The following is a 25,017-nucleotide window of genomic DNA, read 5'->3' on the forward strand; positions in this document are numbered from 1 at the left end:
ACCGCTAAAGACGAGGATAAACCCTGTGTTTGGCGGTTTTTTATAGTAATTTTACGAAGGCATTCTCTCAGTCGCTTATGGTAGTCGTTACTGTGACATTGTTGACAGAGGTTGAGGAAGCACTAGAGTTGAAATTAACAACCTCAACGACTACTGTTGCACCAACAATCAGGCCTGTATTTATAATTAGATTTGTAGCAGAAAGCGTTGTTAAGCCGCCTCGCTGCAACGTCCCATTTACAAATACATTGTAGTATCCGCTACTGGTCGGAACAACAAGACTGTTTGCCGCGACTGAAGTACCACTATCATTTGTGAAATTTTGTGCCGGGATAGTGGTCACTCCACCTAATATATTACCAAGCACGACAATAGCTGTGTAACGATTAACCACTGGAGTGACATTGATACTTGTTGTAATAGCAATGTTTCCAGATACGATACTGTCTGCTTCCAGATAGATTCGTATAATAGACATAGGAATTCCTCCATTCCTAATATTCCAGATAAATATTATAGTTTATGTGAATATTCTAGATATGGATTGGATGGGGGAGGAGTCTTCCAATTATTTCTCTTTGTTCAAGCTTCTTTGGGCCCGGGTTACTATTCGCTTCGTTTCTTTGGTATCCGAAATCATCAGCCATGCATTACAAACTTGAAAAACCCATTCTGGGTTGGTTTTGCTGGCGTCATTCAACCAATTACCAACGGAGTCCTGGACATATTTGGCCGGATCGGACTGAACAGCCTCCAAGAGAGGAAGAGCCAGCTCGGGATGTTCTTTTAGTTCAGGGATGTGTTTGGCCCAAACGCCTTGCGGTCGGGTTAATTCAATGGCAAAACGACGTATGTTAGCATCCTCATCTCGCACCCAACTGTCTAACAGGGCAAGCCCTTCAAGCAGTTGCAAGGATATGGATTCTCTCACGGCCATCCAGGCTATTTCACGTACTCCGAAATGGGAATCGGCTGCAAAGGGGCGAATGCCAGCCAATTTTTCCTTTACACTTAAACGGGGATCAATCCCGATGATGTAGGCAGCCCAGCAGCGAATACTGTCTGAAAGATGGGAGGCCATCGCATCAAAGATGCGAATACGTTCTTCTATCGCTTGTTGCTCAAACACATGAAGCCACGCTCGCGCGATTGCGGGTATCATTTTCATGATCTTCTTTTCCTTCAGCTGATTCAATTCGGTCATGAAGACATCGGATGATCGCTGCAAGCCAAATTCATCAAGAGTATTTTGCAATAGTACAACATGATCGACAGCCAGCCATTCGGTGAGATTCACCGTCTCAAGCCGCCCCTGCTGTAGCAGCTGAAGCACATCATTAGGAATATCTGACCCTTTGCGGGCCCCTTTTCGGTGTAACATTTCATTCACTCCATATCGTAAATTGTCTGATAGGTATACGATACTTTTTTGGGTAGGAGTATAGATGTAATGTAGTTTACAACTTCATTAGCTTTTCGCGATGGATGTAAATCGTCTTAAAGCCGGTTTTAATGACCTTTTCTTTGACAAGCTCCTGAAGAGCAGTTGTTACAGCCTCACGGGTGGCCCCGACCAGATTCGCAATTTCCTGATGGGAGAGAGGAAAATTGATTTTGCAATACTCTTCACGGCTTTGGAGGGCGAACTGATCGGACAATTTCAGAAGAACATACAAAATTTTATCCTGTAAATTTCCCAAAGCTAAATGCTGGGCCAGACTGCTCATTCCTGAGATTCGGTCACTTAACACCTTGATCATGTTCATCATGAACCGGGGATGTTCTATTAAAAAATGCTCGAATCGGTCTTTGTCCATCCGGCAGATATCGCATTCTTCTATCGTTTCTATATACATATCCCTTGTCCCCAGTGAAATCATATCCATTTCACCAAATACATTTCCTTCGCTGAGGATATCCAAAGTAAATTGCTTTCCGTCAGCGTTTAGCTTATACAGACGTACTTTTCCCTTTTTCACAAAATAAAGTCCCTCGGAAAAGGTCTCTGGGGTTTGTATAAAGTTTTTTTTCGCTATAGTCGTAATGGAGGTCATTTGGTCCATTTCAATTAAATCTTCTAATGAGAGACTATGAAGCAAATTAAATTGGGACAGGTATTGAATGCTATTCATATGTTCTCCTTTTCGTTGCACAGGGTATACAGAATCATAATACAATTATAGCTTCTCTGAGGTATTTTGACCTCTATTACTCACTTGTTTGCGCTAGAGTGAATAATGAATTTTGGGGAATCTGTCGGATTTATGTAAAGGGGAGGTTGGTATAAAATAGATATGCATGTTTGATAGTAGATACATAAAGAGTGAGGTAATAACGATGATTAAATTAAAAGATGTAGGCAATTTCGAGGTTCTTCCTGAGATAGCGATGCATATCGTTCAAGGCAATATATCCGCTTTACGCCAAGCTCTCACCGAAGGCTGGGATATAGAACAAGGGATCGTACTCAGTAAATATACGACATTAAGTCCATTGGATATTACACTCATCACTGAGCAAATGGAAGTCTTGAAGCTACTGGTCGATGAGGGGGTTCAACTTAATGTGAAGGATAATCCCGCATTCCTGACGGCTGTTCGCTATGGTACCGAAGAGATTGTCCGTTATGTGGTCGCCCATGGCGCCAAGCTGGACGGGAAAAATCATGTCAAATCCGGTGCCTATGAGCAAGCCTACTACGGTAACAAAAGCAATATGCTGCTTATCCATGAGCTGGGCCTCGATATGAAGCAGCATGCTGGAGCAACACTCCGCAACGCAGTTAGTAAGCATGACCTGAAAACAGTAGCATTACTAGTGGAACATGGCGTAGATATTAATTTCAATGCCCCTAATATGGTATATCCTTATAAAGCCACGCCTTTGACAGTGGCGGCACGCAACAATGATTTTGCGATGGTGAAGTATTTGGTTCAGCAAGGCGCTGATGTGACGCTGGCAGAAAAAGATGGAGAACGGGCATATACAATTGCACTAAGTAATAAAAACGTAGAAATGGCTGAGTATTTAAAGTCTGTAGAGCCTCCAGCATTTCATAATCTGGAAAATAAACGACATGCTTTAAAAAGCTACAAGCTTCCGAAGGATCTTATAGCCTTTCTGACGGGGGATCAGCTCCGTGTGGACCTGTCAGAAAATGATCTTGATATTCAATTTGTTGATTTCTTCTCATTCATAGATACGGTTGAGATGAAGGTAGGTCGGCAAAAGCTGTTGCGTCTGTCTCTAAAAGTAGATAATTACTCGGATATTATATTGGTGTGGAATCCGAGGCAAAAGTGCCTGGGTTATTATGACGAGGAGCATCAGGAATATGCGGATGTGTGCAGCTTTGCCGAGTTTCTTGCACAGCCGGAAGATTATCTGGAGAAGATTATTGAGGGTGAATATTTATCATAACGAGGTGAGCCATGATGCGGTATGCACGCAGTCATGGCTCTTGTTATTTTAAAATACAGCGCTAGTGTACACAGATGCCTAATGCCCATCAGGAATGGTTACGTATGAGCTGAATGAGATTTAGGGTAGCGGTAGATAGGGGTTCGTTCTTGCGGGTACAGATGGCGATTGAATTGAGAAGCTGGATGTCTTCTACATATACCCGGCACAGCTCACCACGTTCTACATATTCACGCACGACCAGTGAGGACACAAAGTTGGCACCATATCCGGCAATAACTGCGGTAATCGCCTCATGCAGCCCTGTGAAGTTTAGGGTGACCTGGGGGGTGGGGGCATTATAGGTTCGACATAAGGAAAATAATCTCTCCCGTGTCGAGCTCCCCTTTTCACGCATAACAAAGGGTTCATGCATCATTTCCAATAAAGAAACCTGCTGATTTGCATACCGATGATCTGGAGCTACCACGAACCACAATTCATCACGAAATAATTCTTCAGTCTGAATCGTATCGGGATACTGCTCAGGCAGTCCTCCGTAGATAGCCAAATCCACTTCTATATTTAATAGCTGCTGCAAAGCATCGTTGGAATTTGTAGTGTTAATCGTCATTTCAACATGTTCATATTGTTGTTTGAATTTTGCAATCCAGGCCGGAATGAGAAAATGAGCCGGTAAATAAGTAGCCGCTAGCCGGATATGACCATGGGCTCCATCACGATAATCTTGTGAAAATTGTTCGATTTGCTGTTCGACAGCAAAGAGCCGTCTGGCGAGTACAGCAAGTTTCTCACCAGCATCCGTTAAGGCAATCCCTCTTCCTAGCGGCATGAGCAGTGTGAGAGATATTTCTTTTTCAAATTTTTTAATCTGGGCGGTAATCGCAGGTTGGCTAATATTTAAAAGTTCAGAGGCACGTGTCACACTCCCTGTAGAGGCGACCACGTGAAATAAGCGTAATGCATGCAGGTTCAAGACCATTCTCCCTTTCCGACAGATTCATATATGTAGATTATGAATAGAGCAAAAACATATATTATTTTTATAATAATAATTCATTTACAATCAAATTGTAAGTTAATCCAAAGGAGAGTGGAGCGAATGAATCAAACGAACACGTGGGATCAAGTAGACCAGTATATCTCGGAGTGTCTCATTCCGCATGATGCTGTCTTGGAACAAGTATTGGCCGCTAATCAAAAGGCGGGACTACCTCCGCATGATGTATCCCCTAATCAGGGAAAGCTATTAAATATCCTTGCTCAAATGCAGGGAGCGCGACGTGTGCTGGAGATCGGTACTTTGGGAGGCTACAGTACAATCTGGTTGGGAAGGGCGTTGCCGGAGGATGGAGAAATAGTTACGCTGGAAGCCAATCCGATCCATGCTAAAATTGCCCGGTCGAATATATCGTTGGCTCAGTTGGATGGAATAGTGGAACTTCGGGAGGGAGACGCTTTAGAGCAGTTAGCACAGATGAAAGAGGAGAGAGTTGACCCCTTTGATCTTATTTTTATCGATGCGGATAAACCCAATAATCCATTTTATCTGGATTGGGTACTTCGCTTCTCACATCCTGGCACCGTTATTATCGGTGATAATGTTATCCGTGAAGGAGAAGTGGTTCAAGCTTATAGCACAGACCCTCGTGTGCAGGGAGTAAGAAAGTTTTATGAGATGCTAGCTGAGGAATCAAGAATTACAGCTACAGCTGTCCAAACCGTGGGGAGCAAGGGGTATGACGGTTTCATCATTGGAATCGTTAAGGGCTGAACGCTAAGCATCTCGATTGGCTAAACACAAAGGGGAGCAATCTTCGTGTTTAGCCTTTTTCTGAGTAGTAGAGAAGGTGGGGACGAATTGTGCGCATAATGGTAAAATAGTACTGATGGAAGCTTTAGAACGTTTTTGAACGTTTACTGCTGAATTCCTATGTAAGAAGAATGAATTTACATAAAAGTAGATGGATTTTCTTTAAAATGTAAACGCAATCATGATGATTGGAGCGGGAATTCACCATTTTGTAAAAAAATGAAGCGGATATGAATTTTTTTGAATCTTTTTGAAGAAAAATGATTGTTTTTTGTCGGGTTTGTGGTACGATATGAACAGTTGGGGGAATGATGATGCTGACGGAAGAAAGATACAAGTTAATAATACAGCGCTTACAAGAATGTGGTGTTGTAAAGTTGCAAGAATTGGCTGATCTGTTGGGAGCTTCTGAGTCAACGATTCGGCGTGATTTGATAGATCTTGAGGGCCGTCAGTTGCTCAAGCGGATTCATGGCGGGGCAACCTTGCTGAATCAGAAAAGTCAGGAACCTGGCATGGAAGAAAAAACATTCAAAAACGTTCAAGAAAAAAATGCGGTGGCCCGTATAGCAGCCAAAGAAATTTTGGATGGCGAATGTATTTATCTGGATGCGGGAACAACAACGATGGCGATGATTCCTTACATTGAAGCTAAAGACGTGACGGTCGTGACGAATGGACTATCCCACGTAGAAGCACTGGTAAGCAAAAGAATCAGAAGCTATCTACTGGGAGGGATGATGAAAATTCATACCAAAGCCGTAATCGGAAGTATTGCCCTACAAAATTTGGACAATTTTCGATTCGACAAGTGCTTTCTGGGAACGAACGGGGTGGATATGGAAATGGGGTATACAACTCCTGATCCTGAAGAGGCGCTGATCAAGCGGCGTGCCCACCAGCTGTCTGGTAAAACGTATGTGTTAGCCGATTCCAGCAAAATTGGAGAAGTAACCTTCGCCAAACTGTTCGAGCTCAAGGAAGCTATACTTATTACTGAATCGATGCCAGAACGCTCACGCCGATCCATCGCTCAGAAAACTAAGATAATAGAGGGATAACAATGATATATACAGTAACGCTGAACCCTTCCATTGATTATATCGTGGAAGTTGATGATTTGAAGCTTGGTGATTTGAACCGGATGAAACGTGATTTAAAACTGCCAGGTGGTAAAGGAATTAATGTATCACGTGTACTGAACCAGTTGGGAGCAGATAGCACGGCGATTGGTTTTCTCGGAGGATTCACAGGCAGGTTTATCGACGATACATTGCGGGAAGAATCCATTAAAACTGATTTTGTAATTATCGAAGATGACACACGGATTAACATTAAGCTCAAGCATGGCGATGAAACGGAAATTAACGGTTTGGGACCTGCGATTCGTGAGCAAGAGGCCGATGCCTTGGTGCAAAAGCTGGCGGGACTCCAGAAAAATGACATTGTCGTCTTGTCCGGAAGTATCCCGCCGTCACTTGGAGGAGACTTCTATGATCGGCTGATTAGCGTATGCCAGCAAACTGGAGCTGAATTCGTCATCGACACCACAGGTGAGGCGCTGATGAAGGCACTGGTTCATAAACCGCTGCTCATCAAGCCGAATCACCATGAGCTGGCTGAGTTGTTTGGCGTAACGATTCATTCAAAGGAGGAGATCGTCACTTACGGTCGTAAGCTGCTGGAAGCAGGTGCAAAAAATGTACTGATTTCCATGGCAGGAGAAGGGGCTTTGTTCATTACGGCAGATGAAGTGTATCACGCAAATGTACCAGCAGGAACGGTGAAAAATTCTGTAGGCGCAGGTGATTCAATGATTGCTGGATTCGTGGGTACGCTGGCTCTTCATGGCGATCCGATCGAAGCATTCCGTGCAGGAGTGGCATCCGGAAGCGCAACTGCGTTCTCCGATGATCTGGCTACTAGAGAGAAGATTGAACAATTACGGCCGCAAGTCACGATTTCAAAACGGTAATCCAGCTGCATCATGAGCTTATTATGCGTGTCTCGACACGCTGATCGAACTTAGGAGAGTGTGAAAAATGAGAATAACAGACCTGATGATTAAAGAAACGATGATTATGGACCTGCAGGCGACGACAAAAGACGAGGCGATTGAGGAGCTCATCGCTCGTCTCGAAGCAAGTGGACGTATTAATGACCGTGCCTTGTTTAAAGAAATGATTTACAAACGTGAAGCAGAGTCCAGCACTGGAATCGGCGGCGGCATTGCGATGCCGCATGCCAAGACCAAAGCCGTGAATGAAGCGACTGTCGTTTTCGCCAAAAGCAGTAAAGGCGTAGAATTCGAATCGTTGGACGGTGAGCCGGCGAAAGTATTCTTTATGATTGCGGCTCCGGAGGGAGCAGCAAATACGCATCTTCGCACATTGGCTGCCCTTTCCCGGCTGTTGATTGATACCGATTTTATCGGGAGCCTTATGAAAACGCAAACACCGGATGAAGTATCTATGCTGTTTGATACCAAGCAGGCGGAAGAAGAAGCTGCCAAGAAAGCAAAAGAGGCTAAGAAAGAGGATGCCAAAGCACAGCAAACGCCAGACGTTATCGTTGGCAATCCGAATTCTGACGAATTTGTGGTTGCAGTGACCGCTTGTCCTACAGGCATTGCACACACGTTTATGGCAGAAGATGCTCTCATTAAGAAAGCGAAAGAAATGGGTGTAAATATCCGTGTAGAGACGAACGGCTCGGAAGGCGCACAAAACGTACTGACAGCGGATGAAATTCGCCGTGCCAAAGGTGTAATCGTTGCAGCTGACAAGAAGGTTGAAATGGCCAGATTTGACGGTAAACCTGTATTGCAAAGACCGGTAAGCGACGGTATCCGTAAATCTGAGGAACTGATCCGCAAAGCGCTGAATGGCGATGCCCCAATTTATCGTAGTGAAGGTAAAGGCAGTGCTGAAGAGTCGAAAGCGGAGAAGAGCAGCGTGGGCAGCAAAATCTACAAGGATTTAATGAACGGTATTTCTCATATGCTGCCATTCGTTGTAGGCGGGGGGATTTTGTTAGCAATTTCCTTCTTGATTGAACAAGTGGCAGGAGAAGACAATGTATTGTTCCAACTGTTGCAGACAATTGGCGGTGGAACAGGTGCGTTCCACTTCCTGATTCCGATACTGGCCGGATTTATCGCGATGAGCATTGGAGACCGCCCGGCACTGATGCCAGGTATGGTTGGGGGTCTGATGGCTGTAAACTCTAATGCAGGTTTCCTTGGCGGTCTGGCAGCTGGTTTCATGGCTGGTTATGTGGTGATCTTCCTGCGTAAAGCTTTTGCAGGTCTGCCGAAAGCGCTGGATGGTTTAAAACCAATCTTGTTATACCCTGTATTTGGACTCCTAATTTCAGGCGCGATTATGTTCTACCTGTTCGATCCGATTTTCGGTGGTATTAATACGTGGCTTGTCAATGTTCTGAACAATTTGGGAACAGGTAATGCGGTTATTTTGGGTCTGATTCTGGGCGGAATGATGTCGATCGACATGGGTGGACCTTTTAACAAAGCAGCTTACGCATTTTCGATCGGTGTCTTTACTTCCAGTGGTAACACGAACGGAGCTATGATGGCGGCTGTTATGGCGGGTGGTATGGTACCTCCGCTGGCGATCGCATTAGCTTCGACGTTCTTCAAAAATAAGTTTACTGAGCAAGAGCGCAAGTCTGGCTTGACGAACTATGTACTTGGATTGTCCTTCATTACGGAAGGGGCCATTCCATTCGCAGCTGCTGATCCTCTGCGTGTCCTGACCTCTTGTATTGTAGGTTCAGCGATTGCTGGTGGTCTGACGCAGTTCTGGCAAATCAATCTTCCAGCTCCACATGGCGGAATTTTTGTAGCAGCTCTTGCCAATCATGCTTTGTTGTTCTTGCTTGCAGTGGCGATTGGTTCCGTGATTTCCGCGCTCATTCTGGGATTGTGGAAAAAACCGCTCGAAGCGAAATAACGGGTATCACAGGAGTGAAAAAATAAAAAGAGGGTCACATTTCCTTAGGCCTTCAAAATAGTAAAGCCGCTAAACACCAGGTTTCTGAGTGTTTGGCGGCTTTTTCTTTATGCAAAGGTGTCGGCTTTGCCTATATAGCTTATTAGTAGTTATTGCATTGGAGCTATAGCCTACAAAGCTCCTTAACCAGCTGTATAAACAGCTTTCGGGCCGAAAACATATACTGCTGGTGATGGTTGTTTTGTAGGAGTCCAATAGGAATATTCGGGTCTGTTAACTGGAGGGGGACGGTGACCAGTTCCTCCTGCATAGGCATTGATGATAGAACCACTCCAACTGAAGGGATCGTTTTTACAAATGTGGGGATCGACGAAATTTGACTGACAGTATAAAAAAACGGCATCGACGGGAAGCGGGAAAGTTCTTTTTCCAGTCGTATATGGTACAAGCAATTCTTACCTCCGACGATAAGCGGGTACTCGTACAGATCTTCGAGATGAAGCTCACTTTTTAACGCAAAAGGGTGATTACGGGACACAATAAAGGCGATGTGTTCGTGATATATGGGTTCAAAGTGTAAGGAAGGAATCGAGTGAGGTTCCCCGGAGATTGCAAAATCCAGCTTACCGTCCACCAAAGCATTTGCGAGTGCATCCGTGTTTCCAACTGTAAAATGGCACGTAATTTTCGGTTTATGCTCTCGAAACTGCTGCAGAACCAAGGGCAGTACGGTAGCCGCCACCGTTTCAATCACACCGATATGAAGCGTGCCAATCTCCTCCTTTTTCAGAGACTTCGCCTGGTCCATTACAAAATTCCAATGCTGAATAAGCCCGTCTATCTCCTCGGCATATAGTTTGCCTGGGGACGTTAACTCCGCATCCCAACCCCTTTTAAAAAGCTGAAATCCCAGCTCTTTCTCTAGCCTCTGGATTTGGCTCGTGACTGTAGACTGAGCGTAGTTTAATTTGGCAGCAGCTTTTGAAAACGTTCCTTCTTCGATTATGGTACGAAATGTAGTTAATTCTTTCAGATCCACGCATGCTCATCTCCATCGGTGAAATTGAATATATTTATGATTATTTTCAATTATACAGATGAAAGTAAGGGGAGTACAATTATCTTATCCCAACGGATAGGAGAGATGAGCATGCCATTTGTACGAGTTGGATACATGGAGCAGCAATACACAGAGCAAGAGCTGCCTTGGATTAGCCGCTGTATCATGAACGCTTTGATCGAACATTTTCAGGTTCCGGAAAAAGATTACTTTCAGGTTTTTCATGCTCATAAGCAAAGCGAGTTTTATTATAGTCCCGATTATTTGAATGTATCCAGAACAGACAAGCTGCTGTACATCCAAATTACAATGGGATCGGGTAGAACTACGGAACAAAAAAATAGTTTCTACCAAAAGTTAGCGGAACTCTTATCTATTGAATGTAAGGTTAGACCGGAGGATGTATTTGTGACACTGGTAGAGACTGAATTAGAGGATTGGTCCTTTGGCAACGGACTTGCCCAGATGATTGTATGAAGCATAAATTGATCAGATCGAGTGTTCGGGAAACCATCGGTGATTTTGCTCCCGCTTTTGTAGGTTATACGGAGGATGTTCTTTTTGGAGATGTATGGAGAAGAAGTGAGCTATCTCTCAGAGAACGGAGTCTCATTACAGTTGCCGCTCTGGTAGCGTGTGAGCATGTAAATCAACTTCCTTATCATCTGAAACTGGCCAAGGAGAACGGAATTTCAGAGGAAGAACTGGTTGAGGTCATTACACAGCTTGCCTTTTATGTAGGATGGCCCCGGGCAGCCTCAGCTATTCAGGTTGCCAAAGAGGTGTTTTGCAAAGGGAAAGAGAGTTAAGCGTGAACCTAAAAACTGCTAAGCGCAAGGAATTCCGAGTGTTTAGCGGTTTTTAGGCATGTTTGTGTTGTTATTCTGTATTGAAAGCGGTATAGTAAGGGTAATTGAATGAGGGGTGAAGTGCCCTTCGGGATTGTTACTGGTAAGCAGGCGATACCCAAATAATGACTAATTGATTTAGTCGTTATTTGGTTTTTTTTTGTTATTACAAACTTTGTCATTACATCAATGAGGTGAGCAGATAAATGATCATCCGGCAAATATTTAACAACAATGTCATCCGGGCCGAAAATCAAGTGGGTCATGAATTTGTTGTCATCGGGAATGGTCTGGGCTTTAAAAAGAAAAATGGTCAGAGGGTTGATGAGGAAAAAATAGAAAAAACCTTTGTATTAAAGTCTGATAAAATTCCACAAAAATTAATTGATCTCATTGGAGAAACATCTGTAGAGTATTTAAAGGTGGCGGATGAAATTGTAGGCAGCGCGAAAAGGGAAATGGGAGATATTTTTAGTGATAATATCTATATTTCTCTGATTGATCATATTCAATTTGCTATCTCGCGATACAGAAAATCCGTGGGACTTAAAAATTCACTGTTATGGCAAATTAAAAAATTTTACAAAAAAGAATTTATGATTGGAATGAATGCATTGGATATCATCCATGCTCAATTTGGCATCCAAATGGATGAGCATGAAGCCAGCTTTATTGCTATGCATTTTGTAAATGCAAGACAAGACGGTCAGGGAATGAAACAAACGGTTGAGATTACCGAGGTTATTGATGACATTTTCAACATTGTAACCGATTACTATCAGATTACACTGGATGAAACTTCGTTCAATTATTCCCGGTTTATTACTCATTTGCAGTACTTTGCCCAACGATTGCTGAGCAATGAACAAGAACAACTAGCTTCGGGGGATAATTTCTTGTATGACCAAGTCAAAGATAAATACGAGAGGGCTTTTCAATGCACCCAATTAATCAATCAATATTTGGAATTAAAGCATGAAAGTGCTATGTCGATTGACGAAAAAGTGTATTTGACGATTCATATACAGCGTGTAACCTCCAGAAATGATATAGCTAGTTCTTAGAAAAAAAAGCTTGCAAACGATTTCTAAGTGATTTATAGTAGGCTCACAACTTAAATATAAGGATTGTTACTGGTTAAGCAGGCGATACCTAAATGAATGGCAGTGATCATTTTCTTTGATCATACAGGCCTTTCATTTAGGTATTTTTTTGTTTTCAGGCAATCTGCCCAAGAGGAGAATGAACATGGACCATAAGAAAATGGGCGAGGACATCGTACGTCTCGTTGGAGGAGAAGAAAATATCAATGGGCTTGTCCATTGTGCTACACGACTCCGATTTGACCTGAAGGATTCACGAAAAGCCGAAAGGGAAGCGCTTGAGAAGCACGAGGGGATCATTACAGTTGTTGAAAGCGGAGGACAATTTCAAGTTGTTATTGGCAGCCATGTTGCCTATGTATATGCGGAGATTATGAAAAACAGGGATTTTGGATCGAATTCCTCTACAGCCAGTGAATCCAGTGGTAAAAAAACATCGGTCATATCCACAATCTTTGAAGTCATTTCGGGCAGTTTCTCCCCTTTGATTCCGGCGATGGCGGGCTCGGGAATGATAAAAGCACTCCTGACGGTTTTGACCTTGCTGGGATGGATGTCTGCAACAAGTGATACTTATATGATCCTGTCTGCTGCAGGGAATGCTGTGTTTTACTTTTTGCCGATTTTGCTTGGGATCACGCTTGGTATAAAGTTGAAGGCGAATCCTTATGTAGCTGGTGTGATCGGTGCGGCTCTCATGGAACCCAACTTTACGGGGCTGATGGACAAAGGATCTGATGTATCGTTTTTAGGAATACCGGTGGTCATGATGAACTACTCCGCCAGTGTTTTCCCGATTTTCATATCCATTAGCATATATGCGTTGGTGGATAAGTTTTTGAAGAAGATCCTTCTTAAGGATTTACAACTATTTTTAGTTCCGATGCTGGCTTTAATGATTATGGTTCCGCTATCTGCGATGGCTTTCGGACCTTTCGGGACAGGGGTAGGAGATTGGATTTCTTCAGGTGTGACATGGTTAATCGGTGTAAGTGGAATTTTGTCAGGGATTGTTCTTGGCGGTTTTATGACCTTTATGGTCGTCTTCGGACTTCACTGGGGTTTTACACCCATTACGATTCAAAATATCGGTGTTGGTGGTGATCCGATTGAAGCGATGGCTGCAGCAGCTGTATTTGCTCAAATTGGTGTCGCATTTGGTATCTTCCTGAAGGCGAGAAAAGATAAAACACTTAGAACTCTTGCCGGTTCCACGAGTATTACAGGATTGCTGGCTGGTGTGACAGAGCCGATTGTGTATGGTCTGGTGCTTCGTTATAAACGTGTCATTCCGATTGTCATTATCGCAGGCGCTCTAGGCGGAGCTATCAATGGACATTTTGGAGTGAAAATGACGGCTTATGTTTTTCACAACATTTTTGCAATTCCAGTATATACGCCAACCTTAATTTATGTTATCGCCATTGCATGTTCATTTATAGCTGCAACGATGCTGATCCTTATTTTTGGATATGAAAGCAAGGTAAAGGGGGAGGCCCCAGAAACAGTTGAATCCGTGAAAACAGCAGAACCAGAGCCTGTTGTTACAGCAACCAAGGCCGTTGATATCAAGAAAGAAACAATCTACAGCCCGATCACAGGCAGGACCACACCACTGAGTCAAGTGAATGATTCTGCATTTTCTACAGGGGCCATGGGAAAAGGGTTAGCCATTGAACCGTCTGTCGGCGAGGTTGTAGCGCCAATAGATGGAGTCGTAACCTCGCTGTTCCCCACAGGACATGCCATAGGATTGACTTCCAGTGCAGGTACAGAGATATTAATTCATATCGGAATTAACACCGTTGCGCTGAAAGGGAAGCATTTTAATCCAGTGGTTAAAGAGGGCGACAGCGTGAAACAGGGCGATTTGTTAATCCAATTTGACAGGGAGCAGATTATTGAAGCAGGATACGAAATCGTGACGCCTGTCATCGTCACACTTACGCAACATAAAGTGGACGTATTTGAGACAAATCAGGAGCAGATTCAAAAAAATGAAGTATTGTTAACTTTGGTTGTGTGATACTGGCAAGCATCATCACATACACGAATTGCGAACATCAGAAGGATATAACTATAACTGGAGGGACTAGATCATGAAACATAATCAATTGAAGGCATTTCCTGAAAATTTTTTCTGGGGAGCTTCCACTTCCGCTTATCAAGTAGAGGGTGCATGGGACGAAGATGGAAAAGGACCTTCTGTCATTGACATGGCTAATCATGTCGAAGGGGTCACTGATTTTAAGGTAACCAGTGATCATTACCATATGTTCAAAGAAGACGTAGCTCTGATGGCTGAAATGGGCTTTAAAGCATATCGTTTCTCTATTGCTTGGACACGTATTTATCCCCAGGGCGCAGGTGAAGTTAATCAGAAGGGAATCGCGTTTTACAGCTCATTAATTGACGAACTAATCAAATACGGGATTGAACCGATTGTTACTATGTATCATTTTGATCTGCCTTATGCTCTTGAACAACAAGGCGGTTGGTCGAAGAGGGAGACGATTGATGCCTTCGAACAGTATGCCAAAACATTGTTTGAGAACTTTGGAGACAGGGTGAAATATTGGTTAACCATTAATGAGCAGAACATGCTGATTCTCCATCCCGGTTCTATTGGCACATTAGATACAAGTCTGGAAAATCCACAAAAGGTACTGTATCAACAAAATCATCATATGTTAGTCGCGCAAGCGAAAGCAATGGTATTGTGCCATGAAATGCTACCTGACGCGAAAATTGGACCAGCGCCGAATATCGGGGTTATCTATCCAGCCAGTTCCAAGCCAGAGGATACACTGGCGGCTGATAACTATGCAGCGATTCGCAACTGGCTCTATCTGGATATGGCTGTATTTGGCCGTTACAATCACATTGCGTGGAGCTATTTGGTCGAGAAAGGCTATGAGCCTGTCATTGAAGAAGGGGATATGGACATTTTAGCGAAGGGGAACCCGGACTTTATCGCATTTAACTATTATACCTCTCAAACCGTAGGAGAAAGTTTAGATGACGGAAATGATTTTTCACATACAGGAGATCAGCATGAAATTGTGGGTGAACCCGGAGCATATCGAGGTTCCGTCAACCCCAACCTGCAAACGACGGAGTTTGGCTGGGAGATTGATCCGGTCGGTTTTAGAACCACATTACGCCAAATTTATTCTCGCTACCATTTGCCTTTAATCGTGACAGAGAACGGCTTGGGCGCTTTTGACAAGCTTGAAGAAGGGGATGTAGTGAATGATCCTTACCGCATTGACTTTTTCAAGAAACATATCGAGCAGATTCAACTGGCTATTACAGACGGTGTAGAAGTATTCGGCTTCTGTCCGTGGTCTGCGATTGATCTTGTTAGTACCCATCAGGGCTCCAGCAAGCGTTACGGGTTTATCTATGTGGATCGTGAGGAGTTTGATCTCAAGGATCTGCGTCGTATTCGTAAACAAAGCTTCTATTGGTATCAAAAGTTGATCTCCACAAACGGTGAAATTCGTTAATTAAAGTATCATAACTAGAGCACCTCCCTGAATGGAAGATTTCCATTTAGGGAGGTGTTTATATTTTTTAAACCTTAGGGGGAGAGGCTGATTTCATTTAAGCAACAATTATCCCTTTTCCAGAAGTGTGATTATGTATTATATAATAGAAGAAACACAAACGGAAAGGACATCATGCATTGACCTTACAACAATTAAAATATGTCATTGAGGTTGCCAATCGTGGCTCCATGAATGAGGCGGCGAAGCGGTTGTTCATTTCCCAGCCCAGTCTGTCGAACGCGATTCGTGATCTGGAGGAAGAAATTCATATCACCATTTTTGAGCGTACCAATAAGGGGATTTCTTTGTCCAAGGAAGGCGTGGAATTCCTCGGTTATGCACGCCAGGTCGTTGAGCAGGCGGAGTTACTGGAAAGTCGCTATCTGGATGCCAAGCCTTCACCACAGCATTTTGCTGTGTCCGCGCAGCATTACGCTTTTGCTGTAAATGCATTCGTAAATCTGGTAAATCAATATGGTCAAGATGAGTATGAACTGGCTTTGCGGGAGACCAAAACCCATGAAATCATACAGGATGTCAAAAGCCTGCGCAGTGAGATCGGAATCCTGTATCTGAACGAATTTAATGCCAAGGTCATTAACAAGCTGTTAAAAGATGCGAATTTGCAATTCAATAGCCTGTTTACGGCCAAGCCGCATATTTTTATCAGTGCCAATAATCCGCTATCCCGACAGTCTATCGTGACCATTGATCAGCTTCATCCGTATCCGTATTTGTCCTTTGAGCAAGGGGAGTACAATTCCTTTCACTTTTCCGAGGAGATTCTCAGTACGTTGTCACATCCCAAAAGCATTCGTGTCCATGACCGGGCGACCCTTTTTAATTTGCTCATTGGCTTGAACGGCTATACGATTTCTACCGGGGTGATCAGTGCGGATCTGAACGGTAACGACATTATTTCCGTCCCTCTGGAATGTGATGAGTCTATTAATGTGGGATGGATTTGCCATAAAAACGCTGCGCTCTCCAAGCTGGCTACCGTCTATGTAGAAGCGCTGCATGAGGCGATAGGGGAATAAAAGGTTGGATATAGCCTTAGGCTATAACTAGCTATAGTTTATTGGAGTTACCTTATAACTGAAAATGTATGTTATCTTTCTTACAAGAACTTCACTACAGAAGCGAAAAAGGAGATAACCCTAATGAGCAGCATCCTTGACAATGCATCCCAACGTAAAGTGACCCCTTTTAGACATGATATGGTCGGCAGCTTTTTGCGCCCGCAAGCGATTAAAGACGCCAGAATTCAATTTCAAAATAATGAAATCTCTGCGGACGAGCTGAGAAAGATTGAAGATAACGAAATTATCAAGCTAGTGGAAAAGCAAAAATCGGTAGGACTTCAAGCCGTGACAGACGGTGAATTCAGACGCTCCTGGTGGCATCTTGATTTTATGTGGGGTCTGGACGGCGTGGAAAAGGTACAGCTTTCGAACGGCTACCAATTCCAGGGTGTGGAAACAAGAGCGGAAACCGCACGCTTGTCTGGTAAAATCGGACATTCCCGTCATCCTTTCATTGAAGATTTCAAATTCCTGAAGCAAGTAGCAGGTGAGGATGCCATCGCGCGCCAAACGATCCCGGCACCTGCGCAATTCCTGGCCGAGCTGTTGCGCGGAGAGAATAAAGAAACAACCGATACGTATTACAGCAATCTGGATGAGCTGGTGACGGATATCGCCAAAGCTTACAAATCCGTGATTCAAGCGTTGTACAATGAGGGCTGCCGCAGTTTGCAACTGGATGATTGCACATGGGGTATGCTCTGTGATAAAAACTATTGGGAAGCTAGACAGCATGCGGGTGAGAATGTGGAAGATACCAAAAAGCTGTTTGCCCGTGTGAATCAGGAAACGGTGAATGATCTCCCAGCCGATTTGGTCGTTACGACCCACGTATGCCGTGGTAACTACCATTCCACCTGGGCATCCTCTGGCGGCTATGAGCCTGTAGCCGAAACTCTGTTCGGCATCGACAACATCGACGGCTACTACCTCGAATTCGATACCGACCGTGCAGGTGATTTCACACCGCTTAAGCATCTGAAAGACCAAAAGCAGGTTGTACTGGGCCTCGTTTCCTCCAAAACGGGTGAACTGGAAGACAAGCAGACGGTCATTAACCGCATTAAGGAAGCGACTCAATTCGTCGACATCAACCACATCTGCCTCAGCCCACAATGCGGCTTTGCTTCGACAGAAGAGGGCAATATTCTGACAGAAGAGCAGCAGTGGAAAAAGCTTGCTTTCATTAAAGAGATTGCGGACGAGATTTGGAAGTAAGGGTTATAGGGTAATTAAAAGGTTCTATTAGTTAAAGATATTTTATTAAAAAACACGTCATATATTGACGTGTTTTTTAATATTTACAAGATTAGGTGGGAGTATTCTTTTGATTGAATTCCATAACATAAACAATATGGTCATATGGTTTCGCTAAACAGATGGCGGGAAAATCTAAAAAAGTATAATTTCTGAATATCCTAAAAAAGGCTAAGACTCTTTTATGTTTGTCCACTTCCTATTTACAACTCTTGCATACAATGGATTGTAGAATGGCATTAAGAGGGAGTGACAAAAAAATGAGTCTTTATTTTCGAAACAGCACTAATTCTACCATACAAGTAGCTATCTTCTATCATGCGAGTAGGTGTGGATTTGTCTTTGTGGGACAAACGGGTATATTGTCTACCTGGTACCGTTTGGCGCCCGGTCAAACGAGGGAAGTTGTTACTGGCAACGTAGGGGATAGAACAATTTATTATTACGCTGAGAGCGTATCAAGAAATCTTGTGTGGTCAGGTAGTTTCCCGATAAATGTTCCTAATTATAATTTCAGTGGATGTTGGATCTGGAATATTAATGGGAATTTATGTAATAATTGCAGGAGAGTTGGTTTTAAAACACTTAACATCCAACGCGGTTTCGTGAATTTTACAGTCAACCTTATTACAAATAGTGCTCAAAGAAAAACGAAGCTAAAAAATGTTCGTATGGTATTGCCCACAAAAAGGGTAAAAAGAAAATCTAAATTGAATGACCGCAAGAAACTACCTAGAAGCCAATAATTTCATAGTCGCGGGGAATCCTTTGTAATTTCGTATTCGATTCAGTTCGCGCTTTTATATAAGAAACTTGAAATTAAGTTAATAGTGGATATATATATGTTATTTTAATTTTCGATAGGGTATTGAACTTACGTAAAACAATAGTGCAATAGGAACTGCCTTATTAACTAAAGGTGGCTCCTTTATTTTTGCAAAAAAATCCTTTTAATTTGTAATTTCCCTTATCACATTCCTCGCCAAACGTACTTTCTCTGGACTCGACTTTTTGAGCATCGTAATAATTTCTATAATATCTTCATCAGATTCCTCAATTTTAGGGTCCTCGCTTACATATGAAAATAACTGAATTAAGTTTACTTCTAGAGCTTTTGCGATCTTAGCTACATTTATCAAAGAAACATTCTTTTCTCCACGTTCGATCTGTCCAATGTATGTAAAATGAAAGCCACCTTTTTCCCCAAGAGCTTCTTGTGAGAGGCCTTTTTCTTTGCGTAACACTCTTATTCTAGCCCCAACTAGCTTTAGTACTTCTTTGTCCTGCATGATCTACACCCCTTTATACTAAAAAGTGTAGACAAGATTTTCTTGGGTAAACATGAGATTAAGAATCGTATATTTAGTATAAATTATATCTATAAGTATTATTTTAGAGTATAATAAGACTAATATTGAAATTCTCTGGAGGAATAGATATGAAAGAAGCTCCTTCTACCTTTATTTCAAGTCCCACCCAACCATCCAAACCCTCACAACACCTACATAAATCAATAACCGATTTCCACAATCTATCTCAATACCACATGAAACTAGCCCAAATCCTGTACAAGCACAATCAACTCCAATGCTGCATAATCCTATGTGACTGGACGTTAACCTCCATGTTACAAGCTCTATATATGAAAGAAAACAACAGCCTTTTCCCTCCCGGATTCCTGTCTATGACTGACCTGCTGCACTTATTACATACCGAAACCAACCCGGGATTGGATGTTGTCGTATTTATAGGCACCACTCAATTTCTTTCATCTCAGCTAGAAAGCTCTCTCCTTCAAAAGATGAAGCACAAGGATGTGAGCAGGTTACTGCGAAGAACGGACGACATTCTCTGCCAGTTGTCATCCCGAGTGATTAGCGATCCATCCGAGACGTATCAGTCCATTTTCTGAATAGCCCTTCCTTGGCAAATAAACTTGCCGATTCGCCCTGTCGTTATCCGCTTTTCTTCATACGATAAGAGTAAGCTTTAACGCAAGGAGGGATTCAGACATGGGTGAAGTAGGTTACGGTGGAGCATGGACATCCACGGGAGCGATTTTGGTATTGTTCATTTTGTTGGTGATTATTACTAAGTCTTTTCTGATCTAACAGCAGGTTAGATCGCTTAAATCCACAAATCAGTCTTCTTTCACGACATCGTGAGGGAGGGCTTTTTTATGCAGAATGGGTGTTAGCCCAACATGTTGTCTGGCCCTGCAAGCATTGTTATACTTTACATACAGGGAGATTTTCCCTCAAGTATATGGCAATAAGGATAGCGTAAGACGTGGGAAAACAGAAATTGGCTGACCAAAATCAGGAGGATCACATGATGAATACGGCAAGCAGTCTATTTCAATTTACAACAGATACGGCGACTCTTTGCCTATTTGATACGCAAGCTCTTAAGCATCGTTTGGACGATGATCCGGATTGGTGGTCCATTGAAGAGGACGAGCTGGGCGAGTTGAACAAAGGAAATGTAGCTTTTTTGAATCTGGGAGCCGACGGGACCTATGAGGTTGTGATGACAGATCATATTGACAAGCCTGCTGTACGACTGTTTTTGAAGGTTCCCTCAGGCAACCTATTTATTGGAGCAGGGGAGGAAGCCACAAGTGGTGGACTGGAGCCTGAATGTGTATGGGGAGGGACGTTCCTTTCTGTGCAACCCGGACTTTATGAATGCTTGGCGAGCAAAGAAGACAACCGTATTTATCTTTCTTTAAAAAAAGGAAGCGAAGGCACCAATAGCTTTACGGGTCTGATTCGATTGTAGGTTGCAGGATCAACCCGTAACGGCCCATACAAGCCACCTGAACAGGTGGAAGCAGGAACAACCGGAACCGGGGAAAATGGATAAAGGGCTATCCCCACGGCATACACATCCGTGAAGACAGCCCTTTATCCGTCTATTGATACTTTACAATAATGGCATTGCTGATTTGGCGCCCGGGTGTGGTGAGATAGGAGCCGTTGTAATACAGCCCGCTGGAAGCACCGCCGTCCAGATTCATGGCCTGATAAGCGCCGGCCTGCTTCATCATTTGGGCGAGCTGCGGTATAGTCGCTCCGCTTGTGGTCAGGAGGATCAGCTTATGATCCCGACTCATTCCGAGTGCGCTGCGGGCGCCGCCGCCTGTTAATATTTTCGGATCCTTGAAGCCTTCGGCTTTGACATTTAGGGAAACCTGTCCGTTCGTGACCAGACGAGGCCCAGCTTGCAGGGCACCTTCGATGTTACCTTGGCTTAATCTTTGTTCAAAGGCAGAACCTGACACCAGTTCAGCTAAATGGTTCGCATCGTAGGTGAAGACCGTCCGTTGGTCACCGGAGCTTTTTTTCAACATCTGTCCGTGACTGACTAGGTAGCCGTAAGGCGTTTTGTAGGAGCTTTTGGTATAGGCGTCAAAGAATGTACCATTTATGGCTACAACCGCTTGATTACGTTTGGCGAGACTGCTTAAGTCTTCCGCTTTACCAATGGTATCGCCTGCCAGAGCCACATCCAGGCTTACCTTGGGATGGAGCATAGAGATGGTGACCACCTTAGCGGAAAAGGTACGAGATCCGACCTTGAAGCTTTTATGAGCCGTCGTAATGGGTGTAGTATTTCCGGGTAGCTTACCAGTAAGTACCGGAAGCGTGACGGACGTTGTACCCTGTTTAATGCGTACAGCTGAGGTTTCCTTTTGCCATGAGATTTGCAGGTTTAAATATTGGCTGATGAACTGCAAGGGGACATAGGTCGAACCATTATCGGTAAAAGGAGCATTTTGCAAACGGACCGTTTGATCGTTTACTTTGGCAGTAGATTTTCCGGCAAATAGGGTAATCCGAGTATTGCCTTGCGCAATTTCTATTTTTTTGTCCGCTGCCGTCATGTTGAGTGTGATCCCTTCATAGCTGTTCAGGAGACGAAGCGGGATGAAGGAGTGGTTACTCTGGTCCACATAGACCAGCATAGGTGCTGGGGCAGCAGCGTAGATCGGGGATACAAGTAATAGCAAGGACAGGATAACAAGTGCGGTGATTCTTTTCATGAATAGATCAATCTCCTTATGTAGTCTTGACACTTTACGAGGTGCTTGTAATTATATCGGGTTTTATAAGTTGTAAATGTATGTTATGCGAATTTTGAGTGTTTAGCTGATATAGGAAGCGGGAGGTTGGAGATGAGCAGGTATGAGACAAGACTTGAGGATTACCGTCGCAGAGAGCGCCCGTCTTATCGTGTATTTGAAGGATTACAGGAATTGGTGCGTAGCGTGGGGCAACTGCATAATAACTGGTTATATGTGAATGTGGATCAATGGGATCAGGACCCTGTTTACACACCGATTTATTATTGGGATGAGCATTGGCTAGAGGAATGTGCAGAGGAGGGTACAGCCGTAACCAACGAACAGGACGAGTATATTCCCAAGTGGGTGCCGGATCGTCAGGTTCAAACCTGGTTTGAGTTGGCGACCTTCGAAAGTATTGTAGAAGTCCTTAAGGCTGCTGGACAGCCAGTGACGCTTCAGATGGTGATTATGGCGGTAAAATACTATGACAAACGAGATGCCTATCTGGACTATGAAGAGGTGAAGGCAGTGACAGACCTGTGGTCTGTGCTGACAAAGGTGAGAAACCACCTTACATAATGAACAAAGCCTGTAGAACAAACAGGGCATACATACACTGGATGGGGGAAGCAAATGAGTTGGTTGAATCATGAAATGGCAGCAAAGTGGCGACAGGAAGGAAAAAGGTATGCCGCAGATGTGAATGAATTTATCAGAGTCGGCATGGAAAGTGAATGGCAGCAGGAGCAATCAGAGCCAAAGCAGGACGAACGCCCCAAGATGGCTAAAGATATTTTTCGTATGATTCAGGAGGCAAATCAGGCTGGTGAAATGGAGCAGTTACGTCGAGAAATTCCAGCCGCGTCTTGGCCGCTTACACCAGCGTTCGAGGAGGCTTTGCAAGCCGTTAGGCCGATAGCTTTTGTGAATGGAGGCAATGAAATCATTGTACATGCGGGCAATCCTCGGGAACGTGGGACGATCTATGTGACGGGAAAAGATGGAATCTTGCAAATCCCCGGACTGCATCGAGTAGGCTGTTCGCCGGACGGGACTTATTTTGCGTTGGTGGATGGACAGGGGATTCGTATTGTTCGTCAACCGGACCGAAATCTGCAAGGAGAAGAGACAGCACATTTTCAGTGGAAGGATATACAAGGACGCTTAAAAGCATCCATTCCTGATCTGGAGTGCTTGGGAGATGAGGAGCATCCTGAGGATATATTAGATGAAGTGATTCCGTTTGGCGATGGACAGCGACTTCTGCTGGTTTGTGGTTACGGCGTTTATTTGCTGGCTGGTGATCAGGTGGATTTGATCCATCCTAAGGCGTCTGAACGAAGAGAACTAGAGCTGGAAGATACGATTGTGGATATGGCTCATGGAGCTGTGTCGAGGGATGGACGCTGGATCGCTTACGGCAGCCAGATGAGTGAGCATATGCTTATGGATCTGTCCGATAAGACGGTGCATACATTGGAGCCAAGTTCTAGTTATCCGCATTATGCTCTATTTTCCAAAGATGATCTGGACGTCTGGTACAATGCCTGTCATTTCTACAACGGTGCCACCATTCAAGTGTCGATTGCTGAGGTGGAGCAGGGTCTTGCTCAGAATAAGGAAAAATGGCCGATGATGAATGAAGAAATGCGAGTATACGCCGCAACAGCGCTGACACAAGGATCTATTTTGGGTGATGCCTACGGTTATCTCCGTCTGATTGACAGGGAGGGTCGTGAACTTTGGCGCTATTTTGTCGGCAGTACGATATCCGGGCTGGCAGTTACACCTGATGAAGGTATGTTGGCGGTTGGAACGTATGGCGGTATGCTTCATTTGATTGATTTGCAGAGCGGCACGAAGGACGAATATAGCATTGGCACCGCGCGAATTCACGAGACAGCGCGTTGGGTGATCTGGCGGAACTATGAGCCATTGCGCTGGTAATACTAATATTCCGCAAATGGTGATAAAAGCAAGTTCTGATAAGCTGAACTTAAAAAGTGTAGTAACACATGATTACAATGCTATTTTCAGATAGATGGCATTTGGCATTAACCCATGATGCAAAATGTGAATAGAGAGGAAAGAGGTGTGAGGACATGGACAAGAAAGCGGATATTCGTACATCCATGAAGGAACTATTTGCTCAAATGGATGAAGCCTTTTTTATGGATGTGGAAGAAAATGTACCGATTGAAATGCGTGATGGGAATGTCGACGAGGAGGGATGGATCAAATGGAAGCCTCTCCCTTCGCAGATTACTGAACAGGAAGTTCGGGAGATGGAGGAAAAATACCATTTTGAGCTACCGCCCCTGCTGAGGAGTTTTATCATGTCCTACCATTATGTATCTTTACAATTCGATAATGAATCCATTCCGGGAGTATACTGGAGCGATTGTACGTTTGTTGAGTTTCCACGTCTGCCTGTAGGTCAGGGCTTAAAGGCATTTTATGATTTGCTCGATCAATGGTCACCTCTGCTATCAGCAGGCTACATTCCTTTTGCAATAGCAGAGGACGACCAGGGTCCCGTTTGTTTAAATGCAGGCAGCAGACATAAGGACGGCGATTATCCTATTGTTTGGTTCTTTCATGAAGACCTACAGCATTTGAATGAGGATGAGCTGCGGATCAGGAGTAATCTGCTTCCCCATGTACAGGGGCTGTTTCCATCTTCTGTCGAAATGTTTAACGTGATGTTTAAGCACATTAGACACTAGCGATTTCCTAAAATGTAATTTTACTGCTCAGCCAACCGAGATATTGACATAAAAAATGAGGAATGTTATAAAAAAGGTAGGCTAGCACTCGAATGATGGGAGTGCTAACAAAGT

25 protein-coding genes are annotated in these 25,017 nt (G+C 43.8%); 18 read left to right on the top strand and 7 right to left on the bottom strand.

The annotated features are described in order from the left end of the window. Nucleotides 1-67 precede the first annotated feature (67 nt). The 3 genes from JOE49_RS13935 to JOE49_RS13945 form a co-directional block, all read right to left on the bottom strand. On the bottom strand, nucleotides 68-478 hold the full coding sequence (locus JOE49_RS13935) for a DUF4183 domain-containing protein (RefSeq protein ID WP_023987937.1): 411 nt from the start codon (nucleotides 476-478) through the stop codon (nucleotides 68-70). Nucleotides 479-568: 90 nt separating this feature from the next. Beyond that, complete coding sequence (locus JOE49_RS13940) at nucleotides 569-1,381, bottom strand: DNA alkylation repair protein (protein ID WP_209941572.1); 813 nt, start codon at nucleotides 1,379-1,381, stop codon at nucleotides 569-571. A gap of 76 nt (nucleotides 1,382-1,457) precedes the next feature. Further along, on the bottom strand, nucleotides 1,458-2,132 hold the full coding sequence (locus JOE49_RS13945) for a Crp/Fnr family transcriptional regulator (RefSeq protein ID WP_028542883.1): 675 nt from the start codon (nucleotides 2,130-2,132) through the stop codon (nucleotides 1,458-1,460). Nucleotides 2,133-2,337: 205 nt separating this feature from the next. Between JOE49_RS13945 and JOE49_RS13950 the strand changes: the two genes are divergently transcribed. Further along, the gene (locus tag JOE49_RS13950) at nucleotides 2,338-3,420 is read left to right on the top strand and encodes an ankyrin repeat domain-containing protein (RefSeq protein ID WP_209941574.1); all 1,083 of its coding nucleotides are present in this window, start codon (nucleotides 2,338-2,340) and stop codon (nucleotides 3,418-3,420) included. A gap of 88 nt (nucleotides 3,421-3,508) precedes the next feature. On the opposite strand, the gene JOE49_RS13955 is transcribed toward JOE49_RS13950, so the two are convergent. Continuing rightward, complete coding sequence (locus tag JOE49_RS13955) at nucleotides 3,509-4,396, bottom strand: LysR family transcriptional regulator (RefSeq protein ID WP_068940205.1); 888 nt, start codon at nucleotides 4,394-4,396, stop codon at nucleotides 3,509-3,511. Nucleotides 4,397-4,522: 126 nt separating this feature from the next. Here JOE49_RS13955 and JOE49_RS13960 point away from each other — a divergent pair, with 126 nt between their 5' ends. The 4 genes from JOE49_RS13960 to JOE49_RS13975 all read left to right on the top strand — a co-directional run bounded on the left by JOE49_RS13960 (nucleotide 4,523) and on the right by JOE49_RS13975 (nucleotide 9,204). Further along, on the top strand, nucleotides 4,523-5,194 hold the full coding sequence (locus JOE49_RS13960; protein ID WP_209941575.1) for an O-methyltransferase: 672 nt from the start codon (nucleotides 4,523-4,525) through the stop codon (nucleotides 5,192-5,194). Nucleotides 5,195-5,547: 353 nt separating this feature from the next. After that, nucleotides 5,548-6,294, top strand: coding sequence for a DeoR/GlpR family DNA-binding transcription regulator (locus JOE49_RS13965; protein WP_023987941.1), 747 nt, complete (start codon nucleotides 5,548-5,550; stop codon nucleotides 6,292-6,294). A 2-nt stretch (nucleotides 6,295-6,296) separates the two neighbouring features. Continuing rightward, nucleotides 6,297-7,208, top strand: coding sequence for a 1-phosphofructokinase (gene pfkB / locus JOE49_RS13970; RefSeq protein ID WP_023987942.1), 912 nt, complete (start codon nucleotides 6,297-6,299; stop codon nucleotides 7,206-7,208). 67 nt (nucleotides 7,209-7,275) lie between these two features. Then, on the top strand, nucleotides 7,276-9,204 hold the full coding sequence (locus JOE49_RS13975) for a PTS fructose transporter subunit IIABC (RefSeq protein ID WP_023987943.1): 1,929 nt from the start codon (nucleotides 7,276-7,278) through the stop codon (nucleotides 9,202-9,204). A 163-nt stretch (nucleotides 9,205-9,367) separates the two neighbouring features. On the opposite strand, the gene JOE49_RS13980 is transcribed toward JOE49_RS13975, so the two are convergent. Further along, complete coding sequence (locus JOE49_RS13980; protein ID WP_209941577.1) at nucleotides 9,368-10,243, bottom strand: LysR family transcriptional regulator; 876 nt, start codon at nucleotides 10,241-10,243, stop codon at nucleotides 9,368-9,370. Between the two features lie 111 nt (nucleotides 10,244-10,354). Here JOE49_RS13980 and JOE49_RS13985 point away from each other — a divergent pair, with 111 nt between their 5' ends. The 8 genes from JOE49_RS13985 (at nucleotide 10,355) to JOE49_RS26910 (ending at nucleotide 18,854) form a co-directional block, all read left to right on the top strand. Beyond that, on the top strand, nucleotides 10,355-10,741 hold the full coding sequence (locus JOE49_RS13985; protein ID WP_209941579.1) for a tautomerase family protein: 387 nt from the start codon (nucleotides 10,355-10,357) through the stop codon (nucleotides 10,739-10,741). Further along, nucleotides 10,738-11,073 (top strand): carboxymuconolactone decarboxylase family protein, encoded by a 336-nt coding sequence (locus JOE49_RS13990; protein WP_209941581.1) that lies wholly within the window; start codon nucleotides 10,738-10,740, stop codon nucleotides 11,071-11,073. The genes JOE49_RS13985 and JOE49_RS13990 overlap by 4 nt, the downstream gene beginning before the upstream one ends. Before the next feature lie 245 nt (nucleotides 11,074-11,318). After that, complete coding sequence (gene licT, locus JOE49_RS13995; RefSeq protein ID WP_209941582.1) at nucleotides 11,319-12,176, top strand: BglG family transcription antiterminator LicT; 858 nt, start codon at nucleotides 11,319-11,321, stop codon at nucleotides 12,174-12,176. Nucleotides 12,177-12,360: 184 nt separating this feature from the next. Next, on the top strand, nucleotides 12,361-14,241 hold the full coding sequence (locus JOE49_RS14000; protein ID WP_209941584.1) for a beta-glucoside-specific PTS transporter subunit IIABC: 1,881 nt from the start codon (nucleotides 12,361-12,363) through the stop codon (nucleotides 14,239-14,241). A 73-nt stretch (nucleotides 14,242-14,314) separates the two neighbouring features. Then, nucleotides 14,315-15,724: a glycoside hydrolase family 1 protein gene (locus JOE49_RS14005; protein ID WP_104495870.1), complete on the top strand. Its 1,410-nt coding sequence runs from the start codon at nucleotides 14,315-14,317 to the stop codon at nucleotides 15,722-15,724. A gap of 179 nt (nucleotides 15,725-15,903) precedes the next feature. Then, nucleotides 15,904-16,806 (top strand): LysR family transcriptional regulator, encoded by a 903-nt coding sequence (locus tag JOE49_RS14010; RefSeq protein WP_209941586.1) that lies wholly within the window; start codon nucleotides 15,904-15,906, stop codon nucleotides 16,804-16,806. 123 nt (nucleotides 16,807-16,929) lie between these two features. Then, nucleotides 16,930-18,069 (top strand): 5-methyltetrahydropteroyltriglutamate--homocysteine S-methyltransferase, encoded by a 1,140-nt coding sequence (locus tag JOE49_RS14015; RefSeq protein WP_023987955.1) that lies wholly within the window; start codon nucleotides 16,930-16,932, stop codon nucleotides 18,067-18,069. Nucleotides 18,070-18,368: 299 nt separating this feature from the next. Continuing rightward, nucleotides 18,369-18,854, top strand: a complete 486-nt coding sequence (locus JOE49_RS26910; protein WP_209941588.1) for a DUF1036 domain-containing protein — start codon at nucleotides 18,369-18,371, stop codon at nucleotides 18,852-18,854. 204 nt (nucleotides 18,855-19,058) lie between these two features. On the opposite strand, the gene JOE49_RS14025 is transcribed toward JOE49_RS26910, so the two are convergent. Then, nucleotides 19,059-19,397, bottom strand: a complete 339-nt coding sequence (locus JOE49_RS14025; RefSeq protein WP_209941590.1) for a helix-turn-helix domain-containing protein — start codon at nucleotides 19,395-19,397, stop codon at nucleotides 19,059-19,061. A gap of 723 nt (nucleotides 19,398-20,120) precedes the next feature. On the opposite strand from JOE49_RS14025, the gene JOE49_RS14030 reads away from it, so the two are divergent. Then, a complete protein-coding gene (locus JOE49_RS14030) occupies nucleotides 20,121-20,219 on the top strand; it encodes a hypothetical protein (RefSeq protein ID WP_014599622.1) in 99 nt (32 codons plus the stop codon). Between the two features lie 178 nt (nucleotides 20,220-20,397). Then, nucleotides 20,398-20,889, top strand: a complete 492-nt coding sequence (locus JOE49_RS14035; protein WP_348635855.1) for a DUF6386 family protein — start codon at nucleotides 20,398-20,400, stop codon at nucleotides 20,887-20,889. A gap of 133 nt (nucleotides 20,890-21,022) precedes the next feature. Here JOE49_RS14035 and JOE49_RS14040 read toward each other — a convergent pair whose 3' ends face one another. Beyond that, nucleotides 21,023-22,153, bottom strand: a complete 1,131-nt coding sequence (locus JOE49_RS14040) for a phosphodiester glycosidase family protein (RefSeq protein ID WP_209941592.1) — start codon at nucleotides 22,151-22,153, stop codon at nucleotides 21,023-21,025. Between the two features lie 132 nt (nucleotides 22,154-22,285). On the opposite strand from JOE49_RS14040, the gene JOE49_RS14045 reads away from it, so the two are divergent. The 3 genes from JOE49_RS14045 (at nucleotide 22,286) to JOE49_RS14055 (ending at nucleotide 24,903) form a co-directional block, all read left to right on the top strand. Then, nucleotides 22,286-22,756 (top strand): DUF7716 domain-containing protein, encoded by a 471-nt coding sequence (locus JOE49_RS14045; protein ID WP_053325130.1) that lies wholly within the window; start codon nucleotides 22,286-22,288, stop codon nucleotides 22,754-22,756. Nucleotides 22,757-22,810: 54 nt separating this feature from the next. Further along, nucleotides 22,811-24,124 carry a PQQ-binding-like beta-propeller repeat protein gene (locus JOE49_RS14050; protein ID WP_209941594.1) on the top strand — a complete coding sequence of 438 codons (1,314 nt, stop codon included), beginning with the start codon at nucleotides 22,811-22,813 and terminating at the stop codon, nucleotides 24,122-24,124. A 155-nt stretch (nucleotides 24,125-24,279) separates the two neighbouring features. Beyond that, nucleotides 24,280-24,903 (top strand): SMI1/KNR4 family protein, encoded by a 624-nt coding sequence (locus JOE49_RS14055; RefSeq protein ID WP_053325132.1) that lies wholly within the window; start codon nucleotides 24,280-24,282, stop codon nucleotides 24,901-24,903. Nucleotides 24,904-25,017: the final 114 nt, after the last annotated feature.

Origin of the sequence: Paenibacillus sp. PvR133 (assembly GCF_017833155.1) — a bacterium.
Classification (GTDB): Bacteria; Bacillota; Bacilli; order Paenibacillales; family Paenibacillaceae; genus Paenibacillus; species Paenibacillus polymyxa_B.

What these genes read in the sequence shown, in the direction of transcription:
- JOE49_RS13935 (WP_023987937.1), bottom strand. Translation starts at nt 478, where the DNA reads ATGTCTATTATACGAATCTATCTGGAAGCAGACAGTATCGTATCTGGA.
- JOE49_RS13940 (WP_209941572.1), bottom strand. Translation starts at nt 1,381, where the DNA reads ATGTTACACCGAAAAGGGGCCCGCAAAGGGTCAGATATTCCTAATGAT.
- JOE49_RS13945 (WP_028542883.1), bottom strand. Translation starts at nt 2,132, where the DNA reads ATGAATAGCATTCAATACCTGTCCCAATTTAATTTGCTTCATAGTCTC.
- JOE49_RS13950 (WP_209941574.1), top strand. Translation starts at nt 2,338, where the DNA reads ATGATTAAATTAAAAGATGTAGGCAATTTCGAGGTTCTTCCTGAGATA.
- JOE49_RS13960 (WP_209941575.1), top strand. Translation starts at nt 4,523, where the DNA reads ATGAATCAAACGAACACGTGGGATCAAGTAGACCAGTATATCTCGGAG.
- JOE49_RS13965 (WP_023987941.1), top strand. Translation starts at nt 5,548, where the DNA reads ATGCTGACGGAAGAAAGATACAAGTTAATAATACAGCGCTTACAAGAA.
- pfkB (WP_023987942.1), top strand. Translation starts at nt 6,297, where the DNA reads ATGATATATACAGTAACGCTGAACCCTTCCATTGATTATATCGTGGAA.
- JOE49_RS13975 (WP_023987943.1), top strand. Translation starts at nt 7,276, where the DNA reads ATGAGAATAACAGACCTGATGATTAAAGAAACGATGATTATGGACCTG.
- JOE49_RS13985 (WP_209941579.1), top strand. Translation starts at nt 10,355, where the DNA reads ATGCCATTTGTACGAGTTGGATACATGGAGCAGCAATACACAGAGCAA.
- JOE49_RS13990 (WP_209941581.1), top strand. Translation starts at nt 10,738, where the DNA reads ATGAAGCATAAATTGATCAGATCGAGTGTTCGGGAAACCATCGGTGAT.
- licT (WP_209941582.1), top strand. Translation starts at nt 11,319, where the DNA reads ATGATCATCCGGCAAATATTTAACAACAATGTCATCCGGGCCGAAAAT.
- JOE49_RS14000 (WP_209941584.1), top strand. Translation starts at nt 12,361, where the DNA reads ATGGACCATAAGAAAATGGGCGAGGACATCGTACGTCTCGTTGGAGGA.
- JOE49_RS14005 (WP_104495870.1), top strand. Translation starts at nt 14,315, where the DNA reads ATGAAACATAATCAATTGAAGGCATTTCCTGAAAATTTTTTCTGGGGA.
- JOE49_RS14015 (WP_023987955.1), top strand. Translation starts at nt 16,930, where the DNA reads ATGAGCAGCATCCTTGACAATGCATCCCAACGTAAAGTGACCCCTTTT.
- JOE49_RS26910 (WP_209941588.1), top strand. Translation starts at nt 18,369, where the DNA reads ATGAGTCTTTATTTTCGAAACAGCACTAATTCTACCATACAAGTAGCT.
- JOE49_RS14025 (WP_209941590.1), bottom strand. Translation starts at nt 19,397, where the DNA reads ATGCAGGACAAAGAAGTACTAAAGCTAGTTGGGGCTAGAATAAGAGTG.
- JOE49_RS14030 (WP_014599622.1), top strand. Translation starts at nt 20,121, where the DNA reads ATGGGTGAAGTAGGTTACGGTGGAGCATGGACATCCACGGGAGCGATT.
- JOE49_RS14040 (WP_209941592.1), bottom strand. Translation starts at nt 22,153, where the DNA reads ATGAAAAGAATCACCGCACTTGTTATCCTGTCCTTGCTATTACTTGTA.
- JOE49_RS14045 (WP_053325130.1), top strand. Translation starts at nt 22,286, where the DNA reads ATGAGCAGGTATGAGACAAGACTTGAGGATTACCGTCGCAGAGAGCGC.
- JOE49_RS14050 (WP_209941594.1), top strand. Translation starts at nt 22,811, where the DNA reads ATGAGTTGGTTGAATCATGAAATGGCAGCAAAGTGGCGACAGGAAGGA.
- JOE49_RS14055 (WP_053325132.1), top strand. Translation starts at nt 24,280, where the DNA reads ATGGACAAGAAAGCGGATATTCGTACATCCATGAAGGAACTATTTGCT.